Annotated in this window: 12 protein-coding genes and 1 pseudogene; 4 read left to right on the top strand and 9 right to left on the bottom strand. The window is 72.7% G+C overall.

The features are described 5' to 3' along the window. Positions 1–1,112: S-(hydroxymethyl)mycothiol dehydrogenase (locus ACFV5N_RS17460; RefSeq protein WP_385600242.1), on the bottom strand; the 1,112-nt coding region annotated here is incomplete at its 3' end. Between the two features lie 156 nt (positions 1,113–1,268). On the opposite strand from ACFV5N_RS17460, the gene ACFV5N_RS17455 reads away from it, so the two are divergent. Both ACFV5N_RS17455 and ACFV5N_RS17450 read left to right on the top strand, forming a co-directional pair. Continuing rightward, positions 1,269–1,748 carry an RNA polymerase sigma factor gene (locus ACFV5N_RS17455; RefSeq protein WP_385600241.1) on the top strand — a complete coding sequence of 160 codons (480 nt, stop codon included), beginning with the start codon at positions 1,269–1,271 and terminating at the stop codon, positions 1,746–1,748. After that, positions 1,732–2,586 (top strand): DUF4232 domain-containing protein, encoded by an 855-nt coding sequence (locus tag ACFV5N_RS17450; RefSeq protein ID WP_385600238.1) that lies wholly within the window; start codon positions 1,732–1,734, stop codon positions 2,584–2,586. Before ACFV5N_RS17455 ends, ACFV5N_RS17450 begins: the two co-directional genes overlap by 17 nt. A 13-nt stretch (positions 2,587–2,599) precedes the next feature. Here the strand turns inward: ACFV5N_RS17450 and ACFV5N_RS17445 are convergent, their stop codons facing one another. From ACFV5N_RS17445 to ACFV5N_RS17435, 3 genes are all read right to left on the bottom strand, one after another. Further along, complete coding sequence (locus tag ACFV5N_RS17445; RefSeq protein ID WP_385600235.1) at positions 2,600–3,268, bottom strand: peptidoglycan recognition family protein; 669 nt, start codon at positions 3,266–3,268, stop codon at positions 2,600–2,602. A gap of 108 nt (positions 3,269–3,376) precedes the next feature. Continuing rightward, positions 3,377–4,294, bottom strand: coding sequence for a lysozyme (locus ACFV5N_RS17440; RefSeq protein WP_385600233.1), 918 nt, complete (start codon positions 4,292–4,294; stop codon positions 3,377–3,379). A 382-nt stretch (positions 4,295–4,676) separates the two neighbouring features. After that, the gene (locus ACFV5N_RS17435; RefSeq protein WP_385600230.1) at positions 4,677–5,198 is read right to left on the bottom strand and encodes a hypothetical protein; all 522 of its coding nucleotides are present in this window, start codon (positions 5,196–5,198) and stop codon (positions 4,677–4,679) included. 265 nt (positions 5,199–5,463) lie between these two features. Between ACFV5N_RS17435 and ACFV5N_RS17430 the strand changes: the two genes are divergently transcribed. Continuing rightward, positions 5,464–6,744, top strand: coding sequence for an MFS transporter (locus ACFV5N_RS17430; RefSeq protein ID WP_385600227.1), 1,281 nt, complete (start codon positions 5,464–5,466; stop codon positions 6,742–6,744). Here the strand turns inward: ACFV5N_RS17430 and ACFV5N_RS17425 are convergent. Together ACFV5N_RS17425 and ACFV5N_RS17420 are read right to left on the bottom strand one after the other, a co-directional pair. Continuing rightward, positions 6,677–7,234, bottom strand: a complete 558-nt coding sequence (locus ACFV5N_RS17425) for an NADAR family protein (RefSeq protein ID WP_385600224.1) — start codon at positions 7,232–7,234, stop codon at positions 6,677–6,679. The two genes, ACFV5N_RS17430 and ACFV5N_RS17425, sit on opposite strands and share 68 nt — an antisense overlap. 4 nt (positions 7,235–7,238) lie before the next feature. After that, positions 7,239–8,429 (bottom strand): DUF5925 domain-containing protein, encoded by a 1,191-nt coding sequence (locus ACFV5N_RS17420; RefSeq protein ID WP_385600222.1) that lies wholly within the window; start codon positions 8,427–8,429, stop codon positions 7,239–7,241. A 187-nt stretch (positions 8,430–8,616) separates the two neighbouring features. Between ACFV5N_RS17420 and ACFV5N_RS17415 the strand changes: the two genes are divergently transcribed. Then, entirely contained in the window at positions 8,617–8,883 is a 267-nt protein-coding gene (locus tag ACFV5N_RS17415; RefSeq protein ID WP_375063544.1) for a hypothetical protein, read from the top strand. A gap of 43 nt (positions 8,884–8,926) precedes the next feature. Here the strand turns inward: ACFV5N_RS17415 and ACFV5N_RS17410 are convergent, their stop codons facing one another. From ACFV5N_RS17410 to ACFV5N_RS17400, 3 genes and pseudogenes are all read right to left on the bottom strand, one after another. Beyond that, the gene (locus ACFV5N_RS17410) at positions 8,927–9,682 is read right to left on the bottom strand and encodes a GntR family transcriptional regulator (RefSeq protein WP_385600219.1); all 756 of its coding nucleotides are present in this window, start codon (positions 9,680–9,682) and stop codon (positions 8,927–8,929) included. A gap of 22 nt (positions 9,683–9,704) precedes the next feature. Further along, on the bottom strand, positions 9,705–11,030 hold the full coding sequence (gene hmgA, locus ACFV5N_RS17405; RefSeq protein ID WP_385600216.1) for a homogentisate 1,2-dioxygenase: 1,326 nt from the start codon (positions 11,028–11,030) through the stop codon (positions 9,705–9,707). Positions 11,031–11,137: 107 nt separating this feature from the next. Next, positions 11,138–11,364, bottom strand: a pseudogene (locus ACFV5N_RS17400) (hypothetical protein); the annotation flags it as partial.

Here is an 11,364-nt window from a genome sequence, read left to right as displayed (position 1 = left end):
CCACGTCTGATCCGGCAGGACGAGTGATGCGAGACTGACGCGCATGAGTGATCGTCGCCGTGGTGCATCCGGTCGAAGGCGTGCTCCACCTGGTCCAGGGCGATGGTTTCGGTGACGAAGGCATCGAGATCGAGCCGTCCTTGCTGGTAGAGATCGACGAGCATCGGGAAGTCCCGGCTGGGCAGACAGTCCCCGTACCACGAGGACTTGAGCGCCCCGCCCCGCCCGAAGACATCCAGCAGCGGCAGTTCCAGCTGCATCTCCGGGGTCGGGACTCCCACCAGCACCACCGTACCGGCCAGGTCACGGGCGTAGAACGCCTGCCGGTACGTCTCCGGGCGGCCCACCGCCTCGATGACCACGTCCGCGCCGAAGCCGCCGGTCAGCTCGCGGATCGCCTCGACGGGGTCGGTCTCGCGGGAGTTGACGGTGTGGGTGGCGCCCAGCCGCCGGGCGGTGGCCAGCTTCCGGTCGTCGATGTCCACCGCGATGATCCGGGCCGCGCCCGCCAGCCGCGAGCCGGCGACGGCCGCGTCGCCGACGCCGCCGCAGCCGATGACCGCCACGCTGTCGCCGCGCCCGACCCCGCCGGTGTTGATGGCCGCGCCGATCCCGGCCATCACCCCGCAGCCCAGCAGCCCGACGGCGGCGGCCGACGCGTCCGGGTCGACCTTGGTGCACTGGCCGGCCGCGACCAGGGTCTTCTCGGCGAACGCGCCGATCCCGAGCGCGGGTGACAGCTCGGTGCCGTCCTCCAGGGTCATCTTCTGCCGCGCGTTGTGGGTGTCGAAGCAGTACCAGGGCCGGCCGCGGGTGCAGGCCCGGCACTGGCCGCACACCGCCCGCCAGTTGAGGACGACGAAGTCACCGGGGGCGAGGTCCGTGACGCCCTCGCCCACCGACTCCACCGTCCCGGCGGCCTCGTGGCCCAGGAGATAGGGGAACTCCTCACCGATGCCCCCCTCGCGGTAGTGCAGATCGGTGTGACAGACCCCGCACGCCTCGACCTTCACCAGCGCCTCGCCGGGGCCCGGGTCCGGCACGGTGATCGTCTCGACGGTGACGGGGGCGCCTTTCGCCCGGGCGACGACAGCACGAACCTGGTGGGTCATGGGTCTCCTCGTTCGCTACGGATGCCCGGTTTCGGACATCGCCGCACAGCATGGGCGAGCGCCCCGCGGCGGTCAAGGAACCCTCCGGCCCCGCGACCTCCCGGCTTCGTTATCCTTTCGTGACAACCGATGGCCGGGGAACGGGGTCCATGGGGCGTGGACAGCGAAGCAGAGGAGTTCTTCACCGAGTTCTACCCGCGGCTCGCCGGCTGGTGCCGGGGGCTGGTGGACGACGACGCCACCGCGCACGACGTCGCGTCGGAGGCGTTCACCCGCCTGTGGTCGCGCTGGCGCACCGTGGACCGGCCGGAGTCGTATCTCTTCAGCGTCGCCGCCAATCTGGTCAAGGACCACTGGCGCGCACGGGAGCACGAGCGCAGCGCCGTACGCGGGCTGCTCGCCGGGCGCCGGGAGTACGCGCCGGCCGCCGACCAGGGATTCGATCTGCGCAGCCTCGTGGAAGCGCTGCCGAAGCGGCTGCGGGTGCCGGTGCTGCTGTACTACTACGCCGGCCTGCCGGTCAGCGAGATCGCGGCCGTGCTGCACCGGCGCCCGAACACGGTCAAAGGTGATCTGCACCAGGCACGTGAGCGACTGCGCATGGCCTTGAGGGGACTTCATGAGATCAGCACGTGATTCCGACCAGCCGGACGAGCCCTCGGAGATCGCCGCGGCGTTCCGCGCGGCCGACGTCCGGCTCGATCCGCCGCCGGGCCGGTACGAGGACCTGCGGCACCGGGCCGCCGCGCGCCGCCGGCGCCGGGTGATCGCGGTGACGGCGGCCGTCGTGCTGTCGGCGGGCGGGACGACGGTGGTGGCCGCCATGGCGCGCTCGGGCGGCGGGGAGCAGCCGCCGGTGGCCGCCGAACCGCCCGCGGACGACCGGCACACCGCGCCGTCGGACGGTCCCGCCGTCCTGCCCACCGGCGATACGGACCGGGAAGGGGAGCGCGAGCCGGACCAGGACCCGGAGCCGGAGCCGGGCGGCGGCGAGAACGAGCGGGAGAGCCCGCCGGCGTCCGGACCGGCCGACGGGACCACCGGATCGGCGGGGACGGTGTGCGCGGCGGACGCGCTGGAGCTGGCCGTGGAGGACCCCAACGCCGGGGCCGGATCGGTGATGTACACCCTGGTGTTCACCAACACGGGGGACACCACCTGCTCGATGACCGGCTACCCCGGGGTGTCGCTGCTGACCGCCGAGGGCGGCGAGCAGATCGGCGCGCCCGCCGTGCGGGGCCCCGAGGGCGGGGACGCGGAGCGGGTGGAGCTGGCACCCGGCGAGACGGCCCGCGCGGGGCTGCGGCTCGCCCGGGCCGAGAACTATCCGGCACCGGAGTGCGGCCCCGCGCCGGCCGCCGGTCTGCTGGTCTATCCGCCGGACGAGACGGACGCGCTGTTCCTGCCCCAGGAGGGCGTGACCGGCTGCACCGACGACGGCGTCGAACTGCTGTCGGTGACGGTGGTGCGCTGAGGTGGGCGCCCGGTCAGCCCAGGGCCGCCGCCACCTCGGTGCGCAGCCGCGGCAGCATGTCGTGCAGCACCCCGGGGCACAGGGTGGCGTTGAAGTCCTTGTGCCCGTACAGCTGGGTGGGTGCGATGCCGTACTGCTGGCAGGTGTACGCGCACAGGCTGACCAGGACGTCCCACTGGGCCTGCGGCGGGGTGGCCCCGTCGTGGTAGGCCCCCTCGTTGCAGATGCCGATGGCGTCGTAGTTCTGCCCGGAGGTGTGCGCGCCGAGCACCAGGCCGCGCCCGGCGCGCAGGGTGCGCAGGCTCTCGTGCCGGCCCTCGGTGATCCAGCCGCCCCGGCTGACCACGAAGTGGTAGCCGGTGTCCGACCAGCCGTTCTGGTCGATGTGGAGGTCCTGGACCCAGCGGGCGTGGTGGTGGGCCTGGGCGCGGGAGTAGTCCGTGCTGTTGGGGCCGGCCGCGTGGTGGACGATGATCTTGACGGGCCGGTTGTCCAGCACCGAGATGGTGCCGGCCGGCGGGCGGGCGCCCCAGGTGGCCGTGGCATCGATGTCCGGTTCGACCGCCGCCGCCCGGGGGGCGGCGTGCGCGGTGCCGGAGAGGGCCGCGGCGGCGGCGCCGGCCGCGAGGCCGGCCGAGCCGGCCAGCAGCAGGCGGCGGCGCGTGAGATCGGCATCGGACATGGGATCTCCTTCGGGCTGGGCGGGTGGGGGGAGGGGAGGAGAGCACCGGGGGAGCCGGAGGTAGGGGCCGGCTCCCCCGGGCGGGTCCTGCGGGTGGTGCGGGTGGTGCTACCGGGTGTTGTTGGCCAGCGCCAGCAGCCGGTCGCGCGAGCCGTTGAACTGGTCGCGGTCGACGGCGCCGGAGATGCCGCTCACCGAGCCGGAGTCGGTGTACTGCCAGACGGTGTGCACGCTGAAGCCGCCGGGCAGCGTCGGGCTGTTGGCGGTGGTCCAGTGCGCGACCCACAGCGGGCTCTGGCTGGCCATCCCGCTCCAGCTGCCGGTGCAGGTGTTCCACCAGCTGGGCGAGGTGTAGATCACCACGTCACGGCCGGTCCTGGACTTGTACGTGTTGTAGAAGTCCTGGATCCAGTTGCGCATCTGGGTGGTGGACAGCCCGTAGCACTGGGCGCCGTACGGGTTGGACTCGATGTCCAGCACGCCGGGCAGGGTGAGGTTGTCGGCCGACCAGGCTCCGCCGTTGGAGGCGAAGAAGTTGGCCTGGGTCGCCCCGCTGGAGGAGTTCGGCAGCGCGAAGTGGTAGGCGCCCCGGATGACGCCCGCGTAGTAGGCGTTCGGGTAGTTGGTGTTGAAGCTGGGGTCGCGGTACGAGGTGCCCTCGGTGGCCTTCATCCAGGCGAACTGGATGCCGGAGTTGCGCACCGAGGTCCAGTTGATGGACCCCTGCCAGTGGGAGACGTCGATGCCCTGGACGCCGTCGGTGGGGGCGAACGGGACGAACTGCCGTTCGTTCTCCTGCGGGGTGTCGCCGTGGGCCAGCTCGCCGGCGCCCATGAAGGCCTGACCGGGGCTCAGCTCGCCCACCTCCAGGGTGGTCGGCTCACCGGCCGACGCGTCGGCCGCGTCGGCGGCGGTCGCGCTGGTGGCGGTCAGCGGCGCGACGAGCAGGGCGAGGGACGCGGCGAGCACGCCGCTGAGGGTCAGCCGGCGCCGGCGGGATCCGGCGCCGCGGGATCGGATGGACATGTACTACCTCCTGGCACAGAGATGTGGGGTGAGTGCCACAGAGCGAATCAAGCAGTCCGGCGGTCGTGGGGCAGGGCGGCACGCCGGGCCGCCGCGTCGTCGTGTGGGGGGACGGGGTGATGCGTTCCGGTGTCTTGAAGTGTGCGCGCCAACAGTCACGCACACGAACCGGTCACGCGTAAAGGGACTTCGGTACCCGGCCGTGGCCCAGTCCAGTGAAAACGGCGCTGACCTGGTTCAACGGGCGTAGATTCCGGGAACTTTCGCGCGCGGAAAATTGCCGGGGATCGCACACGGGCGCGGACAGTACCGGCCGCCACGGCACAGCGGCCCCGGTGACGCGCTGTCACCGGAGCCGCTGGGGGTACCGCCGGACGGGTCGTCAGCAGCCGCCGCAGTTGTAGTACGTCACGTCCCAGTGGTTGCCCTCACGCGCGTAGATGTTGCCCGAGCCCGAGCGGTACTGGGCGGCGCCGTCGCTCCGGTTGCCGATGTAGGTGAAGCTGTTGGTGATGTAGCTGTTGATGCAGGTGTTCAGCCCGTAGTCCAGCTTGTAGCCGTTCCAGTGGCTGTAGGTGCCGCTCGCGTGCCCGGTCTCCGTACCGCCGGTGATGTTCAGGGCACAGCCACTGGCCCGCTTGAGCGTCTGGGCGCCCTGGGCGGTCTCCAGATTGAGCTGGTCGAACGACGTACAGGTCGACACATTGCGGTTGGAGCAGCCGCCCGAGGAGGACCAGGTGATGCCGACCGCCTGGAACATCGAGGTGGCCTGCGCGTGGGTGATCTTGGTCGCGAACGGCGTGACGTCAGAACCGGCGGACACGGGGGCGGCCGCGGCGGCCGGGGCGGCGGCCAGCGCGGCACCGGTGAGGGCGAGAGCGGCGAGGACGGAACGGATTCTCATGGGGACGTGAACCCTCCTGCTGTGGGGGAGCACCCGATCCGCGGGCGCGGTCACGGGCGCGGGTCATCGGATGGATGTGCAGGTGGTGCCCGGCCATGCTCCCGCAGCTCTCCGCGGGTCCGCCACGCTCCCGGCCCCACTCGGCAGGAAACTGACAGTGCGCCACGGCGGCCTTGCGGCCCCCGCGGTGTTCTTGCCGCCGCCCCGCAGCACGTGACAGCCTGATCCGGCGTCCGCAGCACCGAGGAGCCACCGGGAGAGGCCAGTGACCAGCCGGAAGGAGCCCTCGCCCGACGGCGTCCGCCGCTGGCGCGCCGGACTCTTCGTCCTGTTCGTGATCGTCGGCGTCACCATGTCGTCCTGGATCACCCGCACCCCCGACATCCGGGACGCCATCGGGGCCTCCACCGCCGGTATGGGCCTGGTGATCCTCGGGCTCTCCCTCGGCGCCATGCTCGGGGTGCTCAGCTCGGGCCAGCTGGTCGCCCGGTTCGGCGGCCGGCCCGTCGCCGGCACCGGCATCGCCCTCGTCGTACTCGGCCCGGTCCTGGTCGGCACCGGCGCCGCCACCGGCGCGGCGGGCCTGGTCTTCGCCGGGCTGGTGATCTTCGGCTCCGGCAGCGGGCTGATGGAGATCGCCGTCAACATCGAGGGCGCCGCCGTCGAACGGGCGCTCTCCCGCCCCGTCCTGCCCGCCCTGCACGGCTGCTTCAGCGCCGGCACCGTCGTCGGCGCCGCCGGGGGCATCGCCCTGACCGGCGTCGACTTCGCCGTCTCCTGGCATCTGTGGCTGATCAGCGCGCTGTGCGCGCCCGCCGCCGCCTGGGCGGTGCGGCAGATGCCCCCCGGCACCGGCCGCGAGGGCGCGGACGCCGCCGACGAGCCACGCCTGAGCCGTGCCGAACGGCTCGCCGTCTGGCGCGAACCGCGCACCCTGATGCTCGGCGCCATCGTGCTCGGCATGGCCCTGGCCGAGGGCGCCGCCAACGACTGGCTGCCGCTGATCATGGTGGACGGCTACGACCTCGACGCCACCACCGGTTCGCTCGTCTACACCCTGTTCGCCGCCGCGATGGCCACCGGCCGGTTCGGCGGCGAGTTCGTACTGGCCCGGCTCGGCCGGGTCGTGGTGGTCCGCGGCAGCGCCGTGCTGGCCGCCATCGGCATCCTCGTCGTGGTCGTCGCCCCGCACCCGGCCCTGGCCGCCGTCGCCGTCGTGCTGTGGGGCCTGGGCGCCGCCCTCGGCTTCCCGGTCACCCTCTCCGCCGCGGGCGACAGCCCGCACCACGCCGCCGCCCGGGTCAGCGCCGTGGCCACCATCGCCTATCTGGCCTTCCTCGCCGGGCCGCCCGCCCTCGGACTCCTCGGCGAACACACCGGGCTGCGCCACGCCATGCTGGCCGTCGCCGCCGTGGCCCTGCTGGTCAGCACCCTCGCCTCGGCCGCCCGCCGCCCCGCCGGGACCCCGGGGGCCGCCGCTACCGGGCCGGGGACGGAGCCCGCAGCCGCTCCCGCGCCGCCATCAGCGCGAAACCCAGCAGATTGAGCCCCCGCCAGCGGGCCGGGTCGCGCGCCCCCTCGTCGTCGGCCGCCAGCCCGATGCCCCACACCGGGTCCACCGGGCTCGCCTCCACCAGCACCCGCGACCCGGTGCCCAGCAGATAGGCGCGCAACTCGGGATGGCGGGCGAACTTGTGGACGCTGCCCTCCACCACGATGCCGAACCGCTCGGCCCGCCACCGCTCCTCGTCGAAGCCGCGCACCGCGCGCCCGGCCGGCTTCGCCTCGCGCGGGTGCCGGGCCGCCAGCACCCGGGCGCGGGCCTCCTCGTCCCCGAACAGCCGGGCCTTGCCCGCCATCATCCAGTGCTCGGCGGTGGCGTACTCCTCGCCCGCCACCGTGAACGGCGCGGGCCACCACTGGCTCAGGCACCCGGCCCCCACGCTGCCGTCCCGCTGCGGCCGGTGGCCCCAGAAACACAGATACTTCAGCCGTTCACCGGCCGCCGCGCGTTCCCTCAGCTCCGTGATGTCCATGGGTCTACAGATACAGGCCCGCCGGCTCGCGGGACGGCCCGCCCTCCACGGCCGTGGGACCGGTGCCCCGGCGCAGCGCGTACAGCTCCGCCAGCGTCGCGCCCCCGCGCGGTACGCCCTCCTCCGTGCCCAGCCAGGACACGGCCTCCGGGCGGGTCAGCGGTCCGACCTCGATCCGGGCCAGGCAGCGTCCCGGACGGACCACGGCCGGGTGCAGCCGCTCCAGGTCCTCGTTGGTGGTGATGGCCACCAGCACCCGGCGGCCCTGTCCCAGCAGGCCGTCGGTCAGGTTCAGCAGCCGGGACAGCGCCTGCCCGGTGGCGTCCTTCGCGCCGCCCCGGATCAGTTCGTCGCAGTCCTCCAGGACGAGCAGCCGCCAGCGGTCCCGCCGGGCGGCCCCGTCGCCCGGGGCACCGGCCGGCTCGTGCTCCTCGCCGTAGCTCAGCTCCTGCGCGCCGTCGTCCTCCTCGTCCTCGTCCTCGTCGCCGATGACCACGTCCATCAGATAGCCGACCTCGGAGAACAGCCGCTCCGGGTCGAGGACGCAGTCCACCTGGCACCACGTGCGCCAGGAACGCGCCAGGGTGCGCAGCGCGGAGGTCTTGCCGGTGCCGGGCGGTCCGTGGAGCAGCAGGAGGCGCCCGGCCACATCGGCGGCGGTCACCCCCATGAGGTCGTCCATCGCCCGGGCGACCGGTGCCGAGTACCCGGCGCGTGCGGTCTCCCAGCTCTCCGCCGCGATGGTGCGGGTGGTGCGCACCGCGCCGCGTCCGCCGGGGGAGTAGTGCCAGAAACCCATGCTCACCCGGCCCGGATCGGCGTCCGGCGGCTCCTCGGCACCGGTCACCGTCTGCTTGAGGATCTGCTGCGCGAGTTCATCACTTCCGGCGATCACGGTCACCTGGGCGCCGTACGTCCAGCGGCGCGAACGCAGCATCCAGCCGGGCCCGGTGGCGAGCACCGCGTAGGTGTCGTCACCGCGCACGGTACGCAGGACCTCGGCGCCGTCGGGCAGCAGGAGATGGTGTCTGCGGACCTTCTCCAGCCGGCGGCTGCGCGCGTACGGGAGCCGTCCCGAGGCGAATTCGCTGACCAGCAGCATGTCGACGATGTCGGCGGGCGCGGTGCTGTCGGTGATCGTGACGGGCGGAACGGCCTCCTCGCCGGGTGCGGCGGGCGGGGGACGGTGGGTCATGTCCGCCATGATGACCGGGCCGGGGCGCCGCCGCACCCGGATTTCTGTCGCAAAACAGCTCAAGGGCGATGTTCGTCAACACCCTTGTGGGGAAAGGTGAATCCTGGGACCGGGATACCCACGCGCACTCGGGGGGCGTTAGGGTTACTCTGCCCGGACCGGGTGCCCTCGTACGGGTGGGAGAGTCATGGAGCAGATAACACGCGGCAGGCCCCGAGTGCCTGCGATCGATTGCGGGAGCGGCGCAAGCTCTACGCGCCTGGAACGCCATCTGAGCGTGCTGTCCGGACCTGCCGTGCCGGCGCGCGAGACCGAAGAGGCCACCACGCTGATGCGCGAGCTGACAACGCGGGATCGGCAGTCCGCCAGGAGCACCACCACCCGTGGTGCCCGGGTGCGGCTGTTCACCCCGCTGCGGAGGCTGCGGCGTACGCTCTTCGGCAGTCACGGCTGATACGGAACGTCACGTCCGTACCAGCCGCCTGGTCACTCACGCGTCACTCGGGGGAGGAGTCCACCGATACGGCGAAGGAGAAGCGGTCGCCCCGGTAGTGGATGCGCGCGACATCCACGGTGCGTCCCTTCTCGTCGTACACCACCCCCGTGATGTGCAGGATCGGGCTCAGCAGCGGCACCGCGAGCAGCTGCGAGGTGGTCGGGTCAGCCAGCCGAGCCTGAACCGTGTTGGCGATCCGGCCCACCGTCACTCCCGCGACATCCCGCAGCACCCGGGTCATGGGCCAGCGTTCCAGATCCGCGGGCGTGATGCGCGCGGCGACCTCCGGGTGGAGCAAATTCTCCGCCCAGTTGGCCGCTTCACCGCTCTCCCGGTCATACCGCAGCCGCCGGAAGGCCACCACTTCGGCCAGGCCGGGAAAGTGCGGGGCCACCTCCACCGGGACGGGGACCGGGCCGTGTTCCAGCAAGGTGGTGGTCTCCCCGGACTGCTGGGCGACGATGGCGTCCACCGAGCCGAGCAGCCGCACCGGTGAACCGGGCCGGGCGGCCGGCTCGATGAACGTGCCGCGCCGCCGGTGCCGGCTGATCAGCCCTTCGAGTTCCAGCTCCTTGAGCGCCTGGCGCATGGTGAGCACGGACACCCCGTAGTGCTCGGCCAGTTGCTCCTCGGTGGGCAGCCGCAGCGGTGCCTGCGGCGGGCGGCCGAGTATGGAGGCGCGCAGTGACTGGGACACCTGGTACCACAGGGGCAGTTTGCGGTTCGGTTCGAGCGAATCGGGTGCGAAGACGGTCACGGCGCGCTCCGGGAGTCGGGGCTCAGGCGGTGAAGTGCCGCTGAAGACCCTCCCACACATTGTCGTAACCGTGTTGCGGCCGGTGCTCGTTCACCGCGGCGGGGGTCAGGGTCACCGGCCAGCGGGTCTCGAACATGAAGGCGAGGCCGTCGGCCACCTTGGCCGGCACCAGCTCGGCGGTGCTGGCCCGTTCGAAGGTCTCCCGGTCCGGGCCGTGCGCCGACATCATGTTGTGCAGCGAGCCGCCGCCCGGCACGAAGCCCTCGGCCTTGGCGTCGTAGGCGCCCTCGATCAGCCCCATGTACTCGCTCATCACATTGCGGTGGAAGTACGGCGGCCGGAAGGTGTCCTCGCCCACCAGCCAGCGCGGGGCGAACACCACGAAGTCGACGCCCGCCAGGCCGGGGGTATCCGAGGGGGAGGTCAGCACGGTGAAGATGGACGGGTCGGGGTGGTCGAAGCTGATCGAGCCCATCACATTGAAGCGCCGCAGGTCGTAGCGGTAGGGCACATGGTTGCCGTGCCAGGCCACCACGTCGAGCGGGGAGTGGTCCAAGGTGGTCGCCCACAGGTTGCCGCAGAACTTGGTGACGGCCTCGACCGGACCCTCGATGTCCTCGTACGCGGCGGCCGGCGCCTCGAAGTCGCGGGCGGCGGCCAGCCCGTTGGCACCGATCGGGCCCAGGTCGGGCAGCACGAAGGGCCGGCCGTAGTTCTCGCAGATGTAGCCGCGCGCCGCCTCGCCCGCCGGGAGTTCGACCCGGAACCGCACCCCGCGCGGGATGAGGACGATGTGCCCCGGGCCGGCCCGCAGCACCCCGAACTCGGTGCGCAGCAGCAGCTCGCCGCGTTCGGGCACGATCAGCAGTTCGCCGTCCGCGTCGCTGAACACCCGGTCCGTCATCGAGGTGTTGGCGTGGTACAGGTGCACCGCCATCCCGGTGCGCTGCCGGATGTCGCCGTTGCCGCCCAGGGTCCACAGCCCGGCGACGAAGTCGGTGCCGGCCGGCGGGGCGGGCAGCGGGTCCCAGCGCAGCCGGTTGGGGTCGGGCACGGTGTCGTCGAACGGCGCGCCGCGCAGCGCGCCGTTGCCGATCCGGGTGAACGGGGGGTGGGCCGCCGAGGGCCGGATCCGGTAGAGCCAGGAGCGGCGGTTGGCGGCGCGCGGCTCGGTGAAGGCGCTGCCGCTCAGCTGTTCCGCGTACAGCCCGAGGGGGGCGCGCTGCGGGGAGTTGCGGCCGACCGGCAGGGCGCCGGGGACGGCTTCGCTGCTGTGCTCGTTGCCGAAACCGGTCGGATGGCCGGCTCCGCCGCCGGCCGTCACCGTCGTTCGCTCTCCGCTGCCCATGGCGTGCTCCCGCCCATCGGTCCCGACGATCATTCCTGTGAGTGACCGTAGGAATCGAGGGGTGACAAGTCAACTACCCGGAGGGCCTCGGGTGGTGAAACCTTTGTTCAGAACGCGCCCTCCCCGGTCGGGACCCCGGACCGGGCCAGCAGCCGCGCCACCCGGGGCTGCCCCCGGTAGGGGCGCAGGGACCGCCGCATCTCGCGCAGCGCGCGCTCCGCGTCCCCCGAGCGCAGCCGCTCCCGGCCGGTCACGAAGGCCTCCCAGGCTCCGCACGCCTCCTCCAGATGGCCGGTGCGCAGCAGCAGATGCGCACAGCGCGCCTGGGTGAGGG

The sequence above is a fragment of the Streptomyces sp. NPDC059853 genome, from assembly GCF_042731495.1.
In the GTDB taxonomy this organism is placed as follows: Bacteria; Actinomycetota; Actinomycetes; order Streptomycetales; family Streptomycetaceae; genus Streptomyces.
Note: the sequence above shows the minus strand (reverse complement) of the source record. Positions and strands in the feature narration are given on the sequence as shown.